We start from the raw sequence: 22,107 nt of genomic DNA on the forward strand, positions 1-22,107 counted from the left end.
TGGAGATCTGGGACTGCACCCCTCGGCGAGCACTGTCCTGCCCGCCGAGGGGCCGCTGGTTCAGCTGAAGGTGCGCCGGTAGGTTCGCGGGCTGACGCCGGTGGTGCGTTTGAAGCGGTCGCGGAACGTGGTGGGCGACCCGAAGCCGACCTGGCTGCCGATGCGTTCCACGGAGTGGTCCGTGGTTTCCAGCAGGTGCTGCGCCTGGCGGATGCGGGCCTGGTGGAGCCACTGGAGCGGGGTCGTACCGGTCTGGTCGCGGAAGCGCCGGATCAGGGTCCGGGTGCTGGTACCGGAGTGCGCGGCGATATCGGCCAGGGTGAGCTCGCGGGCCAGGTTTCCCCTCAGCCAGGTGAGCAGTGCCTCCAGTTCGGAGCCCTGCGGTGCGGGGGCGTGGTCGTGGACGATGAACTGCGCCTGGCCTCCCTCGCGTTCGAGCGGCATCACCGAGAGACGGGCCGCGTCGGCGGCGACCGCCGAGCCGTAGTCACGGCGGATCATGTGCAGGCACAGGTCCAGGCCCGCGGCCGCGCCGGCCGAGGTGAGGAACTGGCCGTTGTCGACATAGAGGACGTCCGGATCGACGTCGACGTCCGGGTGCAGGGTGGCCAGAAGCCCGGCCGCGCTCCAGTGGGTCGTGCCGCGCAGCCCGTCGAGGAGCCCGGTGGAGGCCAGGGGGAAAGTGCCCGTGCAGATGGAGGCGATCCTGGTGCCGTCGTCGGCGGCCGATCGCAGCGCGTCCCGTACGGCGGGGGTGAGCGGGGCCGCGGGATCGCTGACGCCCGGCACGATGATCGTGTCGGCGTCCCGGAGGCCCTCCAGACCCCAGGGGGCACGCAGGGTGAAGGCTCCGGCGTCGACCTCCTCGACCTCGGCGCACACGCGGACCTGGTAGCCGGGTCGCCCGTCGGGCAGGCGGGTCCGCGAGAAGACCTCGATCGGGGTGGACAGATCGAAGGGGATCACCTGGTCCAGCGCGAGAACGGCGACTGTGTGCATGGCCGGAACCTCCCTCCTCACCGCTCGATCACAGCGGTCCGATATCGGGGCATCCTCATTGTCACCCGACGTCCGAGGCCCGGGAAGCGCGTGGCATTTTTCCGTTGAAAGATGTCATTCATGCCACTGGGCGCCGGGTTCCGCAGGAGGTTGACTCCCACGTGTCCGAGCTGAGAACCCCATTCCGAAGGAACGCTCATGCACGTGCAGGTTGTCTTGTTCGACGGGTTCGACCCGCTCGACGTCGTCGCTCCCTACGAGGTGCTCTCCGCCGGCGGTCAGGCATCGGACGGTGCGGTGACCGTGGAGTTGGTCTCCGCGGAGGGCCCCCGGGAGGTGATCAGCGGCACCGAGGGGCTGGCGCTGTGCGCCACGGGTGCCCTCGACCCGGAGCGTGCGGACATGGTCCTGATTCCCGGCGCCTCCGGCCGGGTGGGTGAGCCCGGCGAGGTGCCGGAGGAGGAAGCGGGCGCCGGCGAGCGGCAGCAGGACGAGCTCATCCCGGTGCTGCTGGGCCGCACGCTGACCACCGGGCTCCCCGCGCTTCTCCAGCTGGCCATGGACGACCCGGACACCACGGTCGCCACGGTCTGCGGTGGCTCGCTCGTCCTGGCCATGGCCGGCCTGCTGGAGGGACGACACGCCACCACTCACCACATGGGCCTGGACATGCTGGACGCCACCGGTGCCCACGCGGTCCGCGCCCGCATCGTGGACGACGGCGACCTCGTCACCGGCGCCGGCGTCACCTCCGGGCTCGACCTGGGCCTGTACCTGCTGGAGCGTGAGGTCGGCCCCCGCGTCGCGCACGCCGTCGAAGAGCTGTTCGCCCACGAGCGCCGCGGCACGGTCTGGCGCCCGCAGGGCCCGACGCCCAGTGCCTTCTAGGCATCCGGCCCCTCGCGATCCAGCCGCCCACCATCCTCCGCGCACGTCAGGAGACACCATCAGCATGTCCGTCGAAGGCACCTGGAACCTGTCCATCTCCACCCCCATCGGCAAGATCAAGGCCGTGGTCGAACTCCGCGAGCAGGACGGCACCCTGACCGGCACCGCCCACGGCGCCGGCGAGGAAGTCCCGCTCGGCGACATCACCCTCGACGGCGACCGGCTCACCTGGAAGCAGGCCGTCACCAAGCCCGTGCGGCTGAACCTGGCGTTCGACGTGACGGTCGACGGCGACACCCTCCAGGGCACTTCCAAGGCCGGCCGCCTTCCGTCGTCGAAGGTCACCGGCACGCGCGAGACCGTCCCGGAACACCGGGCGTGACCCAGCTCCTTGATTTCCGAGTGACCGCCGTCACCATTTCCGCTCACGCAGCGCAGGCCTTTTCTCGCGCGCGGTGAAAACTGTGCGGGCCCTTTGTGATGCCCTCTACGAGGCGCGGGTCACATACGAAGCCGCTTAGTAGGCCTCGGTCGCGTCGTCGCACCGGATATCAATGCCGGATATGCGTGCTACGAAAGTGCACCGTAGTGGGGGTCTTTGACCCGGGGTTCCGCGCCCCCTAACAATTCAGGGGTCCCGCTACGGAAGAGGTAATTTCTCCATGCAGCTCCCCACGATGCCGAAGAAGCGCCCGACGTTCGCGAAGTTCAACCAGATGTCGACCAAGCACAAGGTCACCGCGGCCGGCGCAGGCGCCGCCGCTGCGGTCGTGCTGACCGTCACCGGGCTGCAAGCGACCGCCGGTGCCGGTTCGGCGTCCGCGGCGAGCAGCACGACCGGTGTGTCCGCCGCAGCTGTCACGCACGCCAAGGAACTGGGCGCGCAGAGCGGTACGGCGCAGCTGAAGGCGGCCGCCGGTACCACGCAGCAGAAGGCGGCGCCGAAGACCGCGCTGGCCGCGCCGAAGGCGCAGCCCAAGGCGGACCTGACCGCGTCGGCCGCGAAGAAGAAGGCCGCGGCCGAGGCGAAGGTGGCGAACGAGCGTGCGAAGGCCAAGGCCGCCGCGAACCGCTCGGAGCACCGCGCCGCCGCGGTGAAGAAGAGCGCGGCCAAGCCCGCCGCCAAGCCGGTCGCGAAGCACTACACGAACAACCTCGACGGCTGGATCCGGCAGTCGCTGGACATCATGCACAAGAAGGGGATCCCCGGCACGTACGAGGGAATCCACCGCAACATCATCCGCGAGTCCAGCGGTGACCCCAAGGCGATCAACCTGTGGGACATCAACGCCCGCAACGGCATTCCCTCGAAGGGTCTGCTCCAGGTGATCGACCCGACGTTCAACCGCTTCCACGTGGCCGGCACCTCGCACAACATCTACGACCCGGTCGCGAACATCACCGCCGCCTGCAATTACGCGGCCGACCGCTACGGCACGATGGACAACGTCGACTCCGCGTACTGATCCGTCACCGGAAAAAGCGATACGAAAGGGCGGCGGGGCCATTCCGGCCCCGCCGCCCTTCGGCGTGTCCGGATACGCCTACTTCAGTGCGTACGCCCCGAGCACGGTCTGGCTGACGGTGTTGCCCGCGTCGTCCTTGGCGGTGGCCCGCAGCGAGACGCGGGCGGCGGAGTGCGGGGCCTTGACCGTGGTGGTCCAGGTGGCGCCGTGCCCGTGGGAGAGGTGGAGGCCGGTCCAGGTGGCGCCGTCGTCGTAGGAGACCTGGAGGGTGGCCGCGGTGATCGTGCCGGCGCCGGTGACGCCGGGCAGGTGGGAGGCGGTCAGGGTCAGCGGGGCGGTGCGGTGGGCCCGGCCCGCGAGGTCGGTGGGGACGCCGTAGTCCAGCTGCAGCAGCGGCAGGTTCACATAGCCGCTGCCCGAGGTGAAGCCCCATTCGGTGCGGGTGCTCGGCGAGCTGGGCAGGATGCCGTCCTGGCTGGTCTCGGCGACCAGCCGGTAGGGCAGCGGGTCGCTGCTCGGCGCGTCGGCGGCGAGCTGCTGGTAGACGGTGGACCCGAGGTCCTTGTCGCCCTGGTAGAGGGTGACGGTCTCGTGGAGGTTGTCCTCCTCGCCCCACAGGTTGAGGTCGAAGCCGTTGTGGCCGGAGCCGGAGTCGCCCCAGCCGGGGACGTTCAGGACGAAGAAGTCGCCCTGCCGGTTCGGCAGCGACTGGCTGTCGTTCATCCGGGGGTGGTAGACGGGCAGGAACCAGTCGCTGCGCGTGGTCGAGCCCTTCGCCGGGTGGGTGATCAGGGAGCGCTCCTGGACCACCGGGTTGTCGGACTCCTCGTACCAGCCGAAGCGGTCGCCACCGGGGGTGACCCAGTCGGTACGGGCCGTGCCGAGCGCCTGGGCGGTCTGGAAGCCGACGCCGAAGCTGTCGAAGTCCTGCATGTCGTAGCGGCCGTTGTCACCGGCGTCGGCGGCCTCGCCCGCGAAGCGCGAGTCGATTCTGGCCAGGTCGCGCTGCTTCGGCGCGTAGGTCAGATCGGCCGCCGGGACGGCCCCGTCGTGCCGCTCCACCAGGTCGTAGAGGTACGGCGAGGTGGGCGTCGAGGTCACGTCCAGGGTCAGCCCGGGGCGGGCGGCGGCGGCGACGAGCGCGGCGCCCTGCGCAGGCTGCAGCGAGGCCGTCTCGATCGGTGCGGACGAGGTGTAGTCGTCCGCGCCGTACCAGGCCGACAGCCTTCCCGGGGTGTCGCCCACGACCAGCAGCAGCCTGGCGCCCGCGGCGGCCGCGGCCGCGGCCTGCGCGGTGTCGGCGGCCGCCTGGTCGGCCGGGTCGGCCTGCCGGTCGTAGCGGACGACCACGGCCTTGCCCTTGGCCTTCAGACCCGCGTAGTCCGCGGTGGCGCCGAGCCCGGCGTAGACGACGGGGAGCTTGCTGCGGCCGGCCGGCAGCAGGGTGGACCCGGCCTGCACCAGCAGACCCGACAGGTCCGGGGCCTTGCCGTGCGCGCCCTTGGCGGTGGCGGTCAGCAGCGGGGCAGCCTTGCGCCAGCGGGTGTCGAAATTGAAGCTGCCGCTGGTCACCTTCGTCGTGGACTGCGCCCACACGCTGGTGTACGCGACGGGCAGCAGGTAGTTCTCGTTGAGGGCGAAGCCCCCGGCCACCCTGTTCCACTCCACCCGCGTCAGCCGGTCCTCCGACCGCTGCGGGGTGACCGCGGAGACGCGGTGCGCCTTGCGGGCGTCCAGCGCGGCCGTCCGGTCGCCGTCCAGCTGGAGCTGGGGCACCGACAGCACGCCGAGGCCGAGGTCGTCGGGCCCGGCCGCGCCGGGCAGGTCGGCGTACATCAGCACCGAGTACTCGCCCTTGGGCAGCCGCATCACCAGCTTGCCGCTGTCGGGGACCTCCACCTGGTAGGGCGTCGTCTCGCCGGTGCGGTAGACCACCGCGTAGCCCGCGACGGGCGCGCCGGACCGGTCGGCCGTGGTGATCGTCAGGTTGTAGCGCTCCTCCTCGCGGTCGATGCCGATCAGGGTGTGCGCGACCACCGAGCCGTCCGCGGCCGAGGCCTCCAGCTGCCCGTCGCTCACCCCGTACGGCGCCTCGGCCGGGTCGGCGGTGACGTCGACCGAGGCGCTGCCGCCCGCCGGGACGGTGACCGACGGCGCGGAGAGCGTGAAGGCGGCCGACGCGTCGGCGCCGTCGGGGCCGGTCGCGGTCGCCTTCAGGGCGAGGGTGACAGCGGCCGTACCGGTGTTGGAGTACGTGACGGTCCTGGTCGCCGGGGCGTCCGCGGTGTGCGGCCACGGGTAGAACCCGGCCCAGGCGGTCGCCGTGGCGCGCACGCCGCCGAGCGCCGCCGCCTTCGCGTCGAGCCGCCCGCTGCCGCCCTGGGTGACGGGGATGTCCGGGGTCTCGTGCGCGGTGCTGACCAGGGCGTCCTTGATCTGCTGCCCGGTCCAGTCCGGGTGCTGCTCGGCGACCAGCGCGGCGGCGCCCGCGACGTGCGGGGTCGCCATCGACGTCCCGCTCATCGTGATGTACGGGCCGGAGCCCTCGGCGGAGAACTGCGACCGGGCGGCGAGGATGTCCACGCCGGGCGCGGTGATCTCCGGCTTCAGCCCGCCGTCCCCGGAGCGCGGGCCCCAGCTGGAGAAGTACGCGAGCTGGTCGGCGGAGTCGACCGCGCCGACGGTCAGCGCGGAGGTCGCGGCGCCGGGCGAACCGATGCCGCCCGCGCCGGTGTTGCCCGCGGCGATGACGAACAGCGCGCCGGTGGAGTCGCTGAGGTCGTTCACGGCCTGGCTCATCGGGTCGGTGCCGTCGCTGACCTCCGTGGAGCCCAGGCTCATGCTGATGACGCGGGCGTGCCGGGTCTGCGCCGCCCACTGCATCCCGGCGATGATCCAGGACTCGTCGCCGAAGCCGTCGTCGCCCAGCACCTTGCCGACCAGCAGCCGCGAGCCGGGGGCGACGCCCTTCTCCTTGCCGTCCGAGGCCGCGCCGGTGCCCGCGATCGTGGACGCGGTGTGGGTGCCGTGGCCGAGGCGGTCGGTGGTGTCCTGGCCGGGGACGAAGCTCTGCGAGGCGGCGACCTGGCCCGCCAGGTCCGGGTGTTCGGCGTCGATGCCGCTGTCGAGGACGGCGACGTCCACGCCCTTGCCGTCGTCACCGGCCTGCCACACGCCGGGGGCGCCGATCTGCGCGGTGCTGTCGGCCAGCGACGCCTTGACCTTGCCGTCCAGCCAGATGTGGCTGATGTTCGCGCCGAAGACGGCGGCGCCGTCCGCGGACCGGGCCTTCGCGTCCGCGGCGCCGCCGTCCGCGGCCTGCCGCTGCGCGGCGCGGCTCTTCGCGCGGGTCAGCGCCGCGGGCGGGGTGACGGCCTGCCAGAAGGCGGCCGCGCCCGACCGGCTCTGGCTCATCGCCCTGCCGTGCACGGCGGGCAGGTCGAGCCGGGTGGACAGGCCGCGCGGCACGGCGGGGGCGGTGCGCGCGGCCGTGTCGCCGTACTGCACGATCAGCGGCAGGGACGGGGCGCGGGCGTCGTCGTAGCCGTCGGCGATCAGGGCGGTGACGTCGAACAGCCGCTGGTCCAGGACGCCGGCCGCCACGTAGGGGAGGACTTCCGACGGGTAGACGTACAGGTCCTTGCCGACGGTCCTGGTCTGCACGCCGCCGGTCAGGTTCGCCGGGCGGGTGACGGCCGCCGCGGCGCGCCCGTCGGCCAGCGTGGTCACGGTCACCCGGTCGCCGGTCACCAGGGTGACGGTGCTCGCGGTGGCGGCCGGGGCGGCGGCCGGGGGGCCGGGCGGCGGGGCGGTCCGGGACGGTGCGGCCTGCGCGATCGACGGGGTCGCCGCTATCGCCGCCAGGACGGCGCCGACGGCGGTCAGCAGCCGCCCGCGCCGGGTCGGGGATCTCACGTGGTGCCCTCCATACGGTGCGTGGAACGCGGGAACACGGGAACGCAGCACATTCTTCGGGCGCGGCGATGCGGGCTGAACACTTCGGCGTGACGGTTCACCGCCATGACGGAAGCCTGCCGTCACTGACGGTGCGTCAGGCCGCCGGATGGGCGGCGGTAAGGGCGGATACGCCCGGGGCCGCCGGTCAGCGGGCCAGCCAGCCGCGGGCGACGGCCTCGGCGCCGAGTTGGAAGCGCGAGCCGACCGAGGCCAGGTCCATCAGGGCGCGGATCTTGCGCTCGACGGTCCGCAGCGACAGGTCGAGCTGCGCGGCGATGGTCCGGTCGGCGACGTCGAGGGCGAGCAGCGCGAGGATCTGCCGGTCGAGGTCGCCCGGCTGCGGGCCCGCGGGCCCGGGGCCGGGCGGTTCGCCGGGCACCGGCAGCGGCCGGGCGCGCCGCCAGTGCTCCTCGAAGAGCAGCACCAGCGCCGCCACCAGGCCCGTACCGTGCACGACGACCGTGTCGGCGTGGCCGGGCTCCTCGCCGAGCGACAGCGGCACCATGGCGTTGGCGCGGTCGGAGATGATCAGCCGCATCGGGATCTCCGGCGTCACCCGCATCTTCATGCCGAGGCCCACGACCTCCCGCACGTCGTCCCACATGCCGGGGACCTCCAGATGGCTGCGGGTGATCATCGCGCGGAAGTCCACCCCGCGCAGCAGGGCGTCGCGCTCCATCGGGTAGACGCTGTCGCGCTCCACCGCGATGACCGACTCCGCGAGGAAGATCAGCACCTCGCGGCGGGCCCCGCCGATCAGCTGGCCGAGCCGGTGGCGGATCGGGACCGGCCCCGACACCACCTCCACCACCCCGCCCGCCGCGCGGGACGAGGCGCTGCGGAACTGCTCCCCGAGCGCCGCGACCGCCGCGCCCGCCTCGTCCAGCGAGGTGCGGCGGCGTACCAGCAGCGGGGCGAGCGCGACCGAGGGCGACGCCGCCCGGTAGGTGCGCGCACCCGTCTCCCGCGGGCCCGCGTCGCCGAAGGGCGGCGGCTCCTCGCCGACGACGAGCCCGCCGGCCGCCATCTCGTCGAGCCGGGCCACCGCCTCCCCGACGCCGATCCCGGCCCGCTCGGCCAGCTCCGCGGCGGAGCTGCCGGGGCGGCCGACCAGCAGCACGTACAACCGCTCCTGCTCCGGCGGGATCCCGAGCGGAGCCAGCATCAGCACCCCCCCGGAGCTGGAATAATCCGTGCCGGAATCTTCATGTCCCGTACAACCGCTGTCAACACCCGCCGTCCGCCCGGCGGGTGGGGGTCACGGCGGCCGGTTCCCGCGCTCCCGCTCCTCGCGCAGCAGCGCGTCGAGGTCGGCAAGGCGGTCCAGGCCGGAGACGGCACGGGCCGTGCGCGGGTTCGCCGCGAGCAGGGCGCGGTGGCGGTGCTGGAAGGACCAGTAGCCGCGCGTGAACGGGCACGCCCGCTCGCCGCTGCGCTCCCCGGGGCGGTAGGCGCAAGGCCCGCACAGGTCGCTCATCCTGTCGATGTAGGCGCCGCCGGAGGTGTACGGCTTGGTCGTCATGCGCCCGCCGTCGGCGTACTGCGACATGCCGACGACGTTGGGCAGCATCACCCAGTCGTAGCCGTCGACGAAGCAGCGGTGGAACCAGTCGGTCAGCGCGGCGGGCTCCCACCCCTGCTGGAGGGCGTGGCTGCCCAGCACCATCAGGCGCGGGATGTGGTGCGTCCACCCGGTGTCGCGGACCTGCCCCAGCACGGTGGACAGGCACCGCGCCGTGACCGCGTCGGCGTCCAGCTCCGTGAACCACTCCGGCAGCGGGGCGCGGTGCCCGAGGGCGTTGCGCCGCCGGTAGTCCTCGCCGAAGTGCCAGTAGAGCTGCCAGACGTACTCGCGCCATCCGGCGACCTGCCGTACGAAGCCCTCGACGCTGTTCAGCGGGGCCTCGCCCGCCCGCCAGGCCGCCTCCGCGCGCTCCACGCACTCGGCCGGGTCGAGCAGCCCGAGGTTGAGCGAGGACGACAGCAGGCTGTGGCTCATGACCGGGTCCCCGGCGAGCATCGCGTCCTCGTACGGGCCGAAGCCGGCCAGCCGGGTGCCGGTGAAGCGGCGCAGCGCCGCCAGGGCCTCGCGGCGGGTGGCGGGGAAGATCCGCGGCCCGTCGCGCCCGACGAAGCTCACCTCACCGGCGCGCTCCCAGCGGTCCAGGTCGTGCCTGACCTCGGCGTCGATGTCGTCCTCGCGCGGGCGGTAGGGCGCGGGCGCGCCGAGGGAGGCGGCGGCGGGCGGCGGCTCGCGGTTGTCCCGGTCCAGGTTCCACCGCCCGCCGGCCGGCTCCTCCCCGTCCATCAGCAGGCCGTGCGTACGCCTGACCCAGTGGTAGAAGTCCTCCTGCCGCAGCCGGTGCCCCTCGCGCCCGTCCGCCCAGGACGCGAAGGCGTCGTGCGGGACGAGGAAGCCGCGGGCGGGCAGGACGCGGACCTGCTCCAGGCGGTTCACCAGGGCCAGCGCGGCGCGGGAGGTGGGGTGGTGCACCGTGACCGGTCCGGTGGGCACCGCCTCGCGCAGCCCCTCCCGGTAGGTGTCGGCCCGGACGTAGCGGACGCGGTCGCCGAGTTCGGCGGCGCGGTGCCGCATGGCCGACAGCACCAGATGCGCCTTGGCCCGGTGGAAGCGCCGCCGCCGGAAGACTGAGCGGGCCTCGACCATCACGACGAGGCTGTCCCGGCCGGGGCCGCCGCCGCGCGCGTCCGGGCGCAGGAAGCCGGGGCCGAGCTGGTCGCCGAACAGCCAGTGCGGATCAGCCATGTCCACGTCTCCGTTCCCGTGCCCTGCCGGCGCGGCCGCCCGTACGCGATCCGCCCGTACGCATGCCGCTCGCAGCATGATCGGGGACGCCGGGGGGCCGCGCGCGCAAGCTCACTCCGACGGCCCTGACGCCATGTCGCGGCGGCGCCGGGGCGGGCCGGGCGGAGGCCGGTGCGAAAATGAGGGCATGACAGGCGCTGAGGAATTCACCCCCGAGTCGGAGCGGGTCATGCGCGTCCTGCGCGACCAGATCACCGACGGCACCCGGGCGCCGGGGAGCCGGCTGGTGGAGCGGGAGATCGCCGCCGAGCTGGGGGTGAGCCGGCTGCCGGTGCGGGACGCCCTGCGCGGGCTGGTCGGCGAGGGGCTGGTGACACCGCGGCCGCGGACGTGGGCGGTGGTGCGGGAGTTCAGCCCCACCGATGTCGCGGACCTCAACGAGGTGCGGTCCGCGCTGGAGACGCTGGGCTTCCGGCTGGCCGCGCAGCGCCGTACCCGGGCGGGGCTGGCGAAGCTGCGCGCCCGGCTGGACGAGGAGGTGGCCGCCGCCGCCCGGGGCGACGGCGCCGCGGCCCGGCGGGCCGCCGCCGGCTTCCACGAGACGGTCACCGAGCTGGCCGACAACGCGCTGCTGAGCGAGCTGGACCTCACCCTGCGCAGCCGGCTGCGCTGGCTGCTCGGGCAGCACGACGACTTCGTGGCCGTCGCGGACGAGCACGAGGCCCTCTACCGGGCGATCGAGGCGCGCGACGTACCCGGCGTCGAGGAACTGGCCGCGCGCCACCTGGAGTCCAGCGGCGAGCGGGCCGCCGCCCGCCGCGCCGTGACCACCGCGGAGTAGCCCCCGCCCGGGATCACGCGCCGGTGTAGACGATGCCCTCCGGCAGGTCCGGGCGGATCTCGGTGCCGACCTCGCGCGCCAGCAGGTCGTCCAGGCGCTCCAGCGGGCCGATGAGCGCGCGCCCGCCCGCCTTGGCGACCCGCACCGCCGCGTCGACCTTGGGCTGCATCGAGCCCTCGGCGAAGGCGAGCCGCGCCAGGCCCTCGGGGGAGGCGGTGAGGATGTCGCGCTGCTCCGGGGTGCCCCAGTTCTCGCTGACGAAATCGCCGTCGGTGAGCATGATCAGCATGTCCGCCTTGAGGTCGGCGGCCAGCGCCGCGCTCGCGAGGTCCTTGTCGACCACGGCCTGCATGCCGACCTGGCGGCCGCGCGAGTCGGTGCGCACCGGGACACCGCCGCCGCCCACGCACACCACGAGGATGCCGCTGTCGAGCAGCCGGCTCACCAGCGGCGCCTGCATGATGCGCACCGGGTTCGGGGAGGGGACGACGCGGCGGAAGGCCGCCCCGTCGCGGGCGATGGTCCACCGGTATTCGGCGGCGGCCTCGGCGGCGTCCTGGGCCGAGTACTGCGGGCCGATCAGCTTGGTGGGGCGCTCGAACGCGGGGTCCGCCTCGTCGACCTCCGTGGTGGTGACGATCGCGGCGACGTCCCGCTCGCCGTCCAGGGCGTTGGACAGCTCCTGCTGGATGACGTAGCCGATCATGCCCTGGGTCTCCGCGCCGAGGATGTCCAGCGGGTAGGCGGCCACGTCCTGGTAGGCGAGGTTCTGCAGCGCCAGCAGGCCGACCTGGGGCCCGTTGCCGTGGGTGATGACCACCTCGTGCTCGCGCGCGAGGCCCGCGAGCGCCTGGCAGGCCCCGCGCACGTTGGCGCGCAGGTGCCCGGCCGTCATCGGCTCCCCGCGCCTGGCCAGTGCATTGCCTCCGAGGGCGACGACGATGCGCATGTGGTGTCCCTGCCTTACGTGTGTTCGCTTATCGGATCAGAATGGTATACCAATATGGACGAGGTGCCGGGAGCCTGCGCGGGTGCGCGGGCGCGGCCGGCCGGGGCAGCGGCAGAGGAGGTGCGATGGCGGACCACGGCGCGACGACCGCGGTACGGGTGGAGTCCGGTGACGCGGTGCTGCTCCGGTGGCTGCGCACCGGGGGCGGCACCGGCCGCGTCCACTCCGTCTTCGCGCGCGTCGTCAACGTCCTGAGCCCGCAGGACGTGCTGATCGCACTGGCGGTGCGGGGCTCGGGCGACGCCCCGCGGACGCTCACCGCCGACGTCGCCGACTGGGCGGGGCGGGGAATCGCCGCCGGGCAGCCGGTCGCCTTCGCGCCCGGCGGCGTCACGCTCGGCGTGCCGGGCCGCCCGCTGCGTCTCACCGCCGAGGGTGCGCGGTGTTGGTATACCATCCGGCCGTCGCTCGCCGGTCTGCCGCCGGGCGCCCGCGCCGCCGCGGCCGCGGAGCTGGACCGCCTCAACCACGCCCACGGCCCCCGCGGCGGCATGCTCGCCGCGGCCCCGGGCGCGGGCCCGATGGCGGCCGCCGTCGTACGGGCCCTGCACGCGGGACGGGCGGCGCTGACCGCCGGGATCCTGGCCCGCGACAGCGCGGCGACGCGCCGCGGGGTGCTCGCCCTGCTGGGCCTCGGCCCCGGGCTGACCCCGGCCGGCGACGACTTCCTGACCGGGCTGGTGCTCGTCGCCGCCCTCCCGGGCAGCGCGCTGGCCGGGCTCGTCCCCGTCGTGCGCGACGCGGTGGACACCCACCCGGAGCGCACCACGGACGTCGCCCTCGCGACGCTGCGCGAGGCCGCCGACGGCCGGGCCCGCGCCGAACTCCTGGACCTGCTGCGGCTGCTGGAGCGTGCGGCCGACCCGCTCGACCTGCACGCTCCGGTCCGCGCGGTGCTGGCCATCGGCCACACCTCGGGCAGCGACACCCTGTCCGGCCTGGCGGCCGGACTCCATCTGGAAGAAGAACTGCGAGGTCCGCTGTGAGCACCACAGCAGTCGTACGGAAGAACACCTACTTCGACTCCGTGTCCCTGATGTCCGTCTCCACCAAGGCCAACGGCCTGGACGGCGTCGACCAGGCGTTCACCGCCATGGGCACCGAGATGAACAAGCAGGTCCTGGAGAACCTCGGCCTGCTGACCGACGAGCTGCGGGACGCGGGCAACGGCGATCTGATGATCGTCCTGGTCACCGCGGAGGACGCCGACACCGACGCCCTGCTCGACCAGGTCGGGGAGCTGCTCCAGCGCAAGGCCCCCGCCTCCGCGGCCCCCGGCGCCGTCGCGTACCGCACCCTGCCCGCCGCCGCGGCGGCGACCCCGGGCGCCAACCTCGCGGTGATCGCGGTCAACGGCGCCTACGCCGCGCGCGAGGCGCGCAAGGCGCTGCTGAGCGGCCTGCACGTGATGCTCTTCAGCGACAACGTGTCCGTCGCGGACGAGGTCGCCCTCAAGCACCTCGCGCACGACCGCGGCCTGCTCATGATGGGCCCGGACTGCGGCACCGCCGTCATCGGCAACGTCGCGCTGTGCTTCGGCAACAAGGTGCGCCCCGGCCGGATCGGCGTGGTCGCCGCCTCCGGCACCGGCTCGCAGGAGGTCGGCGTCCGGGTGCACGCCCTCGGCGGCGGCATATCCCAGCTGATCGGCACCGGTGGCCGCGACCTCAGCGAGGAGGTCGGCGGCATCATGATGATCGACGGCATCCGCGCGCTCGCCGCGGACCCGGCCACCGACGTCGTCGTCCTGGTCTCCAAGCCCCCGGCCCCCTCGGTCGAGAAGAAGGTGCTGGCCGAGGTCGCCGCCGCGGGCAAGCCCGTCGTCGTCTACTTCATCGGCGGTTCGCGGGAGGCGGTCGCGGCGGCCGGCGGGCACTTCGCCGCCGACAGCCAGGACGCCGCCCGCCAGGCGGTGCGGCTGGCCGGTATCGAGCCCGCGGCCACCGAGGAGCTGGACGTCACGGCCGCCGCGGACGCGGTCGCCGCCCGGCTCGCCCCGGGCCAGCGGTACGTCCGCGGCCTGTTCTGCGGCGGCACCCTCTGCGACGAGACGATGTACGCGGTGCGCGACGCGGGCTTCGACGTCTGGAGCAACATCCAGAAGGACCCGGCCCGCCGGCTGGCCGCCACCGCGCCCAGCACCGGCCACACCTTCCTCGACTTCGGGGACGACGACTTCACCAACGGCCGCCCGCACCCCATGATCGACCCCTCCGTGCGCCTGGAGCGCCTTGTCGCGGAGGCCGCCGACCCCGAGGTCGCGGCCGTCGTCATGGACTTCGTGCTCGGCTTCGGCGCGCACGAGGACCCGGTCGGCAGCACGCTGCCCGCCATCATCCGGGCCCAGGACGTCGCCCGCGCGGCCGGCCGCCACCTGGAGATCGTCGGCTACGTCCTCGGCACCGACCTGGACACCCCGTCGGTCGCCGCCCAGACCGAGGCGCTCAGGGCAGCCGGCGTCACCGTCACCACCAGCAGCACCGAGACGGGCCGCTTCGCCCGCGAGATCGCACGGAAGGCCCAGCAGGCATGACCGACACCACCGCACCGCAGACCACCCCCGCCGCCGCGCTGTTCGCCGCCGAGCCCGTCGTCGTCAACGTCGGCCTGGCCATGTTCGAACGGGACATCGCGGCCCAGGGCGCGCGGGTCACGACCGTCGACTGGACCCCGCCCGGCGGCGGCAGCCCGGAGGCCGCCCGCGCCCTCGACGTCCTCGACGCGCCGGAGGTCGCCGCCCGTATCGCCGCGGCCAACGAGGAGGCTGTCGCCCGGATCACCGCCGCCCGCCCGATGCTCGTCGGCTTCGGCCGCGCCCTCGACGTCGTGCCGGGCATGACGCCCACCACGATCCTGCACTCCGGCCCGCCCATCACCTGGGAGCGGATGGCCGGCGCCATGAAGGGCGCGGTCACCGGCGCCCTCGTCTTCGAGGGCCTGGCCGCGGACCTGGACGCCGCCGCGGAGCTGGCCGCCTCCGGTGCGATCACCTTCGCGCCGTGCCACGAGCACGACTGCGTCGGCTCGATGGCCGGTGTCACCTCGGCGTCGATGTACATGCACGTCGTGCGCAACGAGACGCACGGCAACACCGCGTACACCAACCTGTCCGAGCAGATGGCCAAGATCCTGCGGATGGGCGCCAACGACCGCAGCGTCATCGACCGGCTGAACTGGATGCGGGACGTCCTGGGGCCGATGCTCAAGGAGGCCGTGGAGATCGGCGGGCCGATCGACCTGCGCCTGATGCTCTCGCAGGCCGTCCACATGGGCGACGAGTGCCACAACCGCAACAACGCGGGCACCCTGCTGCTGGCGCAGGCGCTCAGCTCCTCGCTGATCCGGACGTCCTTCACCACCGAGCAGAAGAAGGAGGTCTTCGACTTCATCGCCAGCTCGGACTACTTCTCCGGGCCCACGTGGATGGCGATGGCCAAGGCCGCGCTCGACGCCGCGCACGGCATCGCGGACTCCACGATCGTCACCACCATGGCGCGCAACGGCGTCGAGTTCGGCATCCGCGTCAGCGGGCTGCCGGGCCGCTGGTTCACCGGCCCGGCGCAGCGGGTCGTCGGCCCGATGTTCGCCGGCTACAAGCCGGAGGACTCCGGCCTGGACATCGGCGACAGCGCGATCACCGAGACGTACGGCTTCGGCGGCTTCGCGATGTCCGCCGCCCCCGCGATCGTCGCCCTGGTCGGCGGCACCGTCCAGGAGGCCATGGGCTACACGCGGGACATGGGCGAGATCACCACCGCGCAGAACCCCAACGTCACCATCCCCGCGCTGGACTTCCAGGGCCTGCCCACCGGCATCGACGTCCGCAAGGTCCTCGACACGGGCATCCTGCCGGTCATCAACACGGCCATCGCGCACAAGGAGGCCGGTATCGGCATGATCGGCGCGGGCATCACGCACCCGCCGGCCGAGGCCTTCACCACGGCGGCCACCGCGCTGGCCGGCCTCTTCACCGGCACGGCCGCCGCCGCAGATTCCGCAGCATCCCCCGCCGACGCCCTCTCCTGATGCACGAGAGCCCGACCGGAAGCCCACATGCCATGAACACGCACGACGCCGCGGCGGCCCCGGCCCCCGCGGCCCGGGAGCTGGACGCCGAGTTCGAGCACAGCCCCGTCCCCGCGGACAGCCGCAAGTCGCTCTGGACGGTCTCGGCCGTCTGGTTCGGCTTCCCGATGATCCTCACCAACGCGGTGCCCGGCGGCGTGGTCGTCGCCATGCTGGGCTTCTGGCGCGGGCTCGCGGCCATCGCCGCGGCCAACCTCGTCATGCTGCTGTACGTGGGGATCCTCAGCCACCGCGCCGGATCCACCGGCGAGAGCTTCTCCCTGCAGGCCACCCGCACCTTCGGCCGCGCCGGCTACGTCATCGCCTCGGCGTTCCTGGCCACCGTGGTGGTGGGGTGGTTCGCCTTCAACACCGGCGCCACCGGCGCGACGCTGCACCAGGCGTTCGGCTGGCACGAGCGGCTGGTCGCCGTCCTCGCCGGGCTCGGCTTCATCGCGCTGACCTACCTCGGCATCAGGGCGCTGTCCTGGCTGGGCGCGGTCGCCGCCCCGCTGTTCCTGCTGGCCGGCGGCGTCGCCCTGGTGATCGTCGCCCGCAACCAGGGCCTGGGCGACGTGCTCTCGTACGACGGGGTGGGCGGCGACGCGAGCCTCACCTTCGGGGCCGCGGTGTCGATGATGATGGCGACCTTCGCCGACTCCGGCACGATGACGGCGGACTTCACCCGCTGGTCGAAGAACGGGCGGCAGGCGGTCCTCGCGACCGTCAGCGCCTTCCCGGTGGCCAGCGTCGTCGCCCAGGTGACGGGCGGCCTGGTCGTCGCGGCGGGCGCGGTGGCCGCGCCCGCGACCGGCGGCGGGGACTTCCTGCCGATCCTCACCGGCGAGCACTCCGGGATCCTGAACGTGCTGGCCGCGGTCTTCGTCTTCGTCAACCTCGGTTCGGTGTGCAGCCACTGCCTCTACAACGGCGCGCTGGGCTGGTCGCACCTGACCGGCCGCCGGATGCGCACGACGACGGTCGTCCTCGGCGTGATCGGTACCGTCGCCGCGCTCGCGGGGGTGTGGAACCACTTCCTGGACTGGCTGGTCATCCTCAGCGTGTTCGTGCCGCCGCTCGGCGGTGTCCTCATCGCCGACCAGTTCCTGGCCCGCGGCGGCCGCGGGGCCATGGACAGCAGGCCCACCGCGGCCGTGCGCCCCACGGCCTTCGGCGCGTGGGCCGTCGGCGCGGGCGCGGCCGCGATCGCCCACTGGTGGGCCCCGCAACTGTCCGACGCGGTGACCGGCCTGGTCGTCGCGGTGGCCGCCTACGCCGTGCTGGAACGGGTGCTGCCGCGGCCGTCGGCCGCCACCTGAGCCGTATACGTTCCGCCGCCCGGCGGGAAGGGGATCCGCGGGAATGTCCTGGATCCGGCCCCGCCGGGGAAACATGTATATAACAAGTCTTTACGTGTGAGAAATACAACAATCTCACTCGCCGCACAGCGTGCCCGCTCCGTCACGCTCGGGTGCATGGTGAATGCACCCAATCCCCTCGTGACGGAGGCAGCACATGTGCGGAATCACCGGCTGGGTCGGCTACCGGCGTGACCTGACCGCCCACGGACACGTCCTGGACGCGATGACCGAGACGATGGCCTGCCGGGGCCCGGACGCGCGCGGCGCGTGGACGGCCCGGCACGCCGCGCTCGGCCACCGCAGGCTCGCGGTCATCGACCTGCCGGGCGGGGCGCAGCCCATGCACATCGACACCGACGACGGCCCGGTCGCGATGGTCTACTCCGGCGAGGCCTACAACTACACCGAGCTGCGGGCCGAACTGCGCTCGCGCGGCCACCGCTTCACCACCGCCTCGGACACCGAGGTCGTCCTGCACGGCTACCTCGAATGGGGCGAGGCGGTCGCCGAGCGGCTCAACGGCATGTACGCGCTGGCCGTCTGGGACGCCCGCACCGACCGGCTCGTCATGATCCGCGACCGGATGGGCATCAAGCCCTTCTACTTCGCCGAGACCGACGACGGCGTCGTCTTCGGCTCCGAGCCCAAGGCGATCCTGGCCAACCCGCTGTGCCGGCCGGTCGTCGACCTGGACGGCTTACGCGAGCTGTTCACCTTCGCCAAGACCCCCGGCCGGGCGGTGTGGAAGGACATCCGCGAACTGCGGCCCGGCCACCTCGCGGTGGTGGACGCGGCCGGCGTGCGCGAGCGCGCCTACTGGCAGCTGGAGGCCACCGAGCACACCGACGACCGGGAGACGACCGTACGCCGGGTGCGCGAGCTGCTGGAGGACGTCATCGCCCGCCAGCTCGTCGCGGACGTCCCGCGCTGCACGCTGCTCTCCGGCGGGCTCGACTCCTCGGCCATGACCGCGCTGGCCGCGCTCCGGCTCGCCGCGGACGGCGAGACCGTACGCAGCTTCGCCGTCGACTTCCCCGACCAGGAGCGGCACTTCCGGCCCGTCGACATCAGCCCCACCCAGGACACCCCGTACGTGCACGCCGTCGCCGAGCACGTGCGGTGCGACCACCAGGACGTCGTCCTCGGCGGCGCGGACCTCGCCTCGCCGGAGGTCCGCCGGGCCGCGGTCGGCGCGCGCGACCTGCCGGTCGGCATCGGGGACCGCGACAACTCCCTCTACCTGCTCTTCCGCGCGATACGCGAGCGGTCGACGGTGGCGCTGTCCGGCGAGTCGGCGGACGAGGTCTTCGGCGGCTACCCGTGGTTCCACGACGAGCGGCGCGACGCCGACACCTTCCCGTGGCTCGCGGGCGGCGGCGCCTTCGACTCCGAGGGCGTCCTCGCCCCCGACCTGCGGGCCGCCCTCGACCTGCCCGGCTACCTCGCCGACCAGTACCGCACCGCCGTCGCCGCGACGCCGCGGCTCGACGGCGAGACGGGCCTGGAGCGGCGGATGCGCGAGGTCTGCCACCTCCATCTGACCCGTATGGTCCAGGCCCTGCTCGACCGCAAGGACCGGATGAGCATGGCCGTCGGCCTGGAGGTCCGGGTGCCCTTCTGCGACCACCGGCTCGTGGAGTACGTCTTCAACACGCCCTGGTCGCTGAAGACCTTCGACGGCCGGGAGAAGAGCCTGCTGCGCGCCGCGACCCGCGACCTGCTGCCGCCCTCGGTGGCGGACCGCAAGAAGAGCGGCTACCCCGGCACCTTCGACCCGGCGTACGTCTCGGCCGTCCAGCAGCAGGCCCTCGACCTGCTCGCGTCCGACCACACCGGCCTCGCCCTGTGCGACCGCGACGCGGTCCGCGCCGCCGCGAGCGCCGGGCCCGCGGAGATCACCCAGCAGGAGCGCTCCGCGCTGGAGCGCACACTCGACCTCGCCGCCTGGTTCGACCTGCGCCACCCGGTCGTCGAGGCGGCGTGACGCACGCGCGTCAGGCGTCGGCGCAGCCGGAGACGACGTGGCGCGGGGGAGGGGGTTTCCAGGCGGCGGGCCTCCTCGCCGGTGATCCGGACGGCAGCGGTCAGCGGCGCTTGCCGTAGCGACGACGATCGCGTTCCGACGAGCGTTGATGCCTCTCCTACCCGCGCCGAGCGGTCTGTTGCCGCGCTGTCCGGCTGCTGCCGGTGCTCCTGCGGTTCGTGACCATGGGCACCGACAGCAGCCGGACGAGGGCGTCCCCGCTCCGAAGGTCCCGTGCGGCGGCTACGGGATTCCCCTCGGACGGGCGCCGGCTACCAGGTGCAGATCGGGACCTGGGGGTCACGGGTGCCGAATTTGGTGTAGACGAGGGAGTCGGACACATAGCCCTCACCGGCTCCGTGCGCGGAGGTCGCCGGGTAAAGGACGTAGTCCCAGTACGGGTCGCCGCTGACGGTCTGGCCCGGGTACTGGCAGACCAGGCGGACCGGGAGCCACGCCTCCAGCGTCGCCTGGGGGGCGCAGCTGGTGCTCGGGTAGGACTGCGGCGGGTGGTAGCAGTCGCGGACGTTGGCGTTGGCGTCCCAGATCGTCACGTCGGTGGTGGCGAAGGCGGGCGTGCCCACCGCGAGGACGGCCGTGGCAGCCCCGGCTGCCGCCAGACCGAGGAGCAGGCCGCGGCGCCGGTGACGCCCCGCCGTCGCGAGCCGCCTGCTCTCGCGTTTCGCCGTGGACGGCCTGAGGCCGAGGGAAGAGATCGTCATCTCCGTGGTCCTTTCGCGACGTCGGTCGGCGTCCTGTGCCGGACGCCGGTTCCGTTGTAGGCGGGCGCCGCACTCGGTGGCCGCGGCCTCCCACTGCCAGGCAGTCCCGTGCAACGCCTCTACCGCGGTGCCCGTGGCTCTGCTACGGGCCGGACGTCCTGCCTCGTCTACCGATGTCCGAAATTGGTCTCACAGTCCGGGACGCACCCCCTCATCCTGAAACACGCTGCGGAACGTTGCGCGGAGAGGCACTCACGCGAGGGGCCGACATGGGGCGAACTGCCGTGACCAGACCGGCGTTCATCCGCTCGACGCCGTGGCAGGTGCAAGCGGGCTGGCTGCTGCGCACCCACCGCACGCGGCACCGGGATCCGGCACTCCGCGGGCTGGCCGGGTTCGCCCGCGCCTACCGTGAGGACCGCCGCCTTGCCGGCGGGGTCTCGCCCAGTTCCCTGTCGCGGTGGGAGAACGGCCTTGTACCGGTGACCGCAGCCGCCGTCCGGCGCTACGAGGACCTGGTGGGCCTGCCTCCGTACAGCCTGCTGGCGCCCGTCCAGACCATCGCCCGGCACCAGGGCGGCCCGGCCGCGGCAGCGTTCCTCCGCGGGGGCCGCACCGCCCCGGAGACCGGCCCCCGAATGGAGTCACTGCTCGACCGCGCGCTCGACAACGGGATGCTCACCGGCGGCGACTGGGACGCCCTGACCCGGTGGACCGCCGGCGGCGGCGGACGGGTCTTCCCGAGCCGGGTGCGCGACGCGGTCGTGCAACGGCTGCTGCTGGAGACGACGGTGGCAGACGGCGTTTCGTGGATGCGCCGCTTCGAGGCGCTCAACCGCCTCGTCACCGACCCCCTGTGGGGGCCGGCGACCATCACCGTGTGCGCCGGCGCCGCGCAGCAGCCCGATCACGCCGGCTTGATCGAGGCAGTGTGCCTGCTGGACGCCAGCCCGCACCCGGACGCCGGGCGAGCCGTGCTGACCCAGCTCACCGATCCCACCACCGCCGACACTCGCTACGGAGCGCTGCTCGCCGCCGCACGCAAGGTCCGCAAGCAGCACTTCACCGCCGAGCAGACACGGACCCTCATGAACGCGGTGGAGGATCTGCTGGCCCACCCCCGCACGCCGCACCCGCAGCCGGACGTCGAAGCCGCCGCCGTCCTGCTGCACCGGCTGCCGCTGCAGAGCGGGCGCGCCGAGCGGCTCACCGCCTCCGCGGCCGACCTCGGCCCCACCGCCCACGCGATCGTGGCACACGGCCTGCTGACCGATCCGGTCACAGCCGAGGTCACCGTCTCGCGCATCATGGCCCGGCTGGGCGACGACACCCCCGGAGGGCCCGCGGGCGTCCTGGCCGCTGTCGTCGGCGAACTCCTGCACCATCCGGTGACGGACGTGCGACTCCACGCGGCGATGCTGCTGCAGGCCAGCCCCCACGGTCCCCGGATCGCCGCCGCCCTGGCCGAGGAACTGCGGCAGCCGGCGACCGCCCGCGCCGAGGACCGCGCAATCCCCCTCCTGCACGCCCTGCGCGTTCTGGGCGGCCCCGGCCAGCGAGCGGCGGTCGCCGGCCTCACCCTCGCCCCGGGCCTGCCCCCGGGCGTCTCCCTCGCAGCCGTGCACGCCCTGGCACACATAAGGGGCACCAGCCCGGAGGGCTACTGGCGTGCCGTCTTCGGCAAGTACACCCGCGACCAGGACGGCGCCGCCCGGCACGGCGACCTCAAGCGCCTCGTGTGCTGTTTCGCCATGAGTGGCGAACTCGACCTGCTGACCCGGCTGGTGGCCGAGAAGCGGTCCCGGACCGCGCCCACCCGGCATATGTCCGACTGGTGGGCCGGCCTCGACCGCCACGTCCGCGACAGCGCCCTGCACTGACATACGCCGGTCGGCCCCGCGACCGGTCTCTCCGACGGCACCTCCCGGGTCCGGAGGCCGGCGGCCCCGTTGCGGAGCCGCGAAACACGTCACGGGGATGCGCCCGGCCAGAGGTGGGCGCTGTGGGGC

The 22,107-nt window shown here is 73.6% G+C and carries 16 protein-coding genes; 10 read left to right on the forward strand and 6 right to left on the reverse strand.

Features of this window, described 5'->3' with window-relative positions:
• Window positions 1-60 precede the first annotated feature (60 nt).
• Entirely contained in the window at window positions 61-999 is a 939-nt protein-coding gene (locus ACH4SL_RS07625) for a GlxA family transcriptional regulator (RefSeq protein ID WP_398442498.1), read from the reverse strand.
• 198 nt (window positions 1,000-1,197) lie between these two features.
• Here ACH4SL_RS07625 and ACH4SL_RS07630 point away from each other — a divergent pair, with 198 nt between their 5' ends.
• The 3 genes from ACH4SL_RS07630 (at window position 1,198) to ACH4SL_RS07640 (ending at window position 3,353) form a co-directional block, all read left to right on the forward strand.
• Entirely contained in the window at window positions 1,198-1,887 is a 690-nt protein-coding gene (locus ACH4SL_RS07630; protein ID WP_398442499.1) for a DJ-1/PfpI family protein, read from the forward strand.
• Window positions 1,888-1,951: 64 nt separating this feature from the next.
• The gene (locus ACH4SL_RS07635) at window positions 1,952-2,269 is read left to right on the forward strand and encodes a hypothetical protein (RefSeq protein ID WP_398442500.1); all 318 of its coding nucleotides are present in this window, start codon (window positions 1,952-1,954) and stop codon (window positions 2,267-2,269) included.
• A 280-nt stretch (window positions 2,270-2,549) separates the two neighbouring features.
• A complete protein-coding gene (locus ACH4SL_RS07640; protein ID WP_398442501.1) occupies window positions 2,550-3,353 on the forward strand; it encodes a transglycosylase SLT domain-containing protein in 804 nt (267 codons plus the stop codon).
• A 78-nt stretch (window positions 3,354-3,431) separates the two neighbouring features.
• Here the strand turns inward: ACH4SL_RS07640 and ACH4SL_RS07645 are convergent, their stop codons facing one another.
• From ACH4SL_RS07645 to ACH4SL_RS07655, 3 genes are all read right to left on the reverse strand, one after another.
• Window positions 3,432-7,268 carry a S8 family serine peptidase gene (locus tag ACH4SL_RS07645; RefSeq protein ID WP_398442502.1) on the reverse strand — a complete coding sequence of 1,279 codons (3,837 nt, stop codon included), beginning with the start codon at window positions 7,266-7,268 and terminating at the stop codon, window positions 3,432-3,434.
• A 187-nt stretch (window positions 7,269-7,455) separates the two neighbouring features.
• The gene (locus ACH4SL_RS07650; protein WP_398442503.1) at window positions 7,456-8,475 is read right to left on the reverse strand and encodes a hypothetical protein; all 1,020 of its coding nucleotides are present in this window, start codon (window positions 8,473-8,475) and stop codon (window positions 7,456-7,458) included.
• 93 nt (window positions 8,476-8,568) lie between these two features.
• Window positions 8,569-10,077 carry a cryptochrome/photolyase family protein gene (locus ACH4SL_RS07655; protein WP_398442504.1) on the reverse strand — a complete coding sequence of 503 codons (1,509 nt, stop codon included), beginning with the start codon at window positions 10,075-10,077 and terminating at the stop codon, window positions 8,569-8,571.
• A 187-nt stretch (window positions 10,078-10,264) separates the two neighbouring features.
• Here ACH4SL_RS07655 and ACH4SL_RS07660 point away from each other — a divergent pair, with 187 nt between their 5' ends.
• Entirely contained in the window at window positions 10,265-10,918 is a 654-nt protein-coding gene (locus ACH4SL_RS07660; RefSeq protein ID WP_398442505.1) for a GntR family transcriptional regulator, read from the forward strand.
• A 13-nt stretch (window positions 10,919-10,931) separates the two neighbouring features.
• Here ACH4SL_RS07660 and ACH4SL_RS07665 read toward each other — a convergent pair whose 3' ends face one another.
• Window positions 10,932-11,867 carry a carbamate kinase gene (locus ACH4SL_RS07665; RefSeq protein WP_398442506.1) on the reverse strand — a complete coding sequence of 312 codons (936 nt, stop codon included), beginning with the start codon at window positions 11,865-11,867 and terminating at the stop codon, window positions 10,932-10,934.
• Between the two features lie 125 nt (window positions 11,868-11,992).
• Here ACH4SL_RS07665 and ACH4SL_RS07670 point away from each other — a divergent pair, with 125 nt between their 5' ends.
• From ACH4SL_RS07670 to asnB, 5 genes are all read left to right on the forward strand, one after another.
• A complete protein-coding gene (locus ACH4SL_RS07670) occupies window positions 11,993-12,913 on the forward strand; it encodes a DUF2877 domain-containing protein (protein WP_398442507.1) in 921 nt (306 codons plus the stop codon).
• The gene (fdrA, locus tag ACH4SL_RS07675) at window positions 12,910-14,460 is read left to right on the forward strand and encodes an acyl-CoA synthetase FdrA (RefSeq protein WP_398442508.1); all 1,551 of its coding nucleotides are present in this window, start codon (window positions 12,910-12,912) and stop codon (window positions 14,458-14,460) included. Before ACH4SL_RS07670 ends, fdrA begins: the two co-directional genes overlap by 4 nt.
• On the forward strand, window positions 14,457-15,953 hold the full coding sequence (locus tag ACH4SL_RS07680; protein WP_398442509.1) for a DUF1116 domain-containing protein: 1,497 nt from the start codon (window positions 14,457-14,459) through the stop codon (window positions 15,951-15,953). Before fdrA ends, ACH4SL_RS07680 begins: the two co-directional genes overlap by 4 nt.
• Window positions 15,954-15,985: 32 nt before the next feature.
• Window positions 15,986-17,311: a cytosine permease gene (locus ACH4SL_RS07685; RefSeq protein ID WP_398442510.1), complete on the forward strand. Its 1,326-nt coding sequence runs from the start codon at window positions 15,986-15,988 to the stop codon at window positions 17,309-17,311.
• Between the two features lie 196 nt (window positions 17,312-17,507).
• The gene (asnB, locus tag ACH4SL_RS07690) at window positions 17,508-19,337 is read left to right on the forward strand and encodes an asparagine synthase (glutamine-hydrolyzing) (RefSeq protein ID WP_398442511.1); all 1,830 of its coding nucleotides are present in this window, start codon (window positions 17,508-17,510) and stop codon (window positions 19,335-19,337) included.
• A gap of 311 nt (window positions 19,338-19,648) precedes the next feature.
• On the opposite strand, the gene ACH4SL_RS07695 is transcribed toward asnB, so the two are convergent.
• The gene (locus ACH4SL_RS07695) at window positions 19,649-20,098 is read right to left on the reverse strand and encodes a hypothetical protein (protein WP_398442512.1); all 450 of its coding nucleotides are present in this window, start codon (window positions 20,096-20,098) and stop codon (window positions 19,649-19,651) included.
• Between the two features lie 284 nt (window positions 20,099-20,382).
• Between ACH4SL_RS07695 and ACH4SL_RS07700 the strand changes: the two genes are divergently transcribed.
• The gene (locus ACH4SL_RS07700; protein WP_398442513.1) at window positions 20,383-21,978 is read left to right on the forward strand and encodes a helix-turn-helix domain-containing protein; all 1,596 of its coding nucleotides are present in this window, start codon (window positions 20,383-20,385) and stop codon (window positions 21,976-21,978) included.
• Window positions 21,979-22,107 lie beyond the last annotated feature (129 nt).

The organism is Streptomyces sp. NPDC021020, assembly GCF_044333285.1.
Classification (GTDB): domain Bacteria; phylum Actinomycetota; class Actinomycetes; order Streptomycetales; family Streptomycetaceae; genus Actinacidiphila.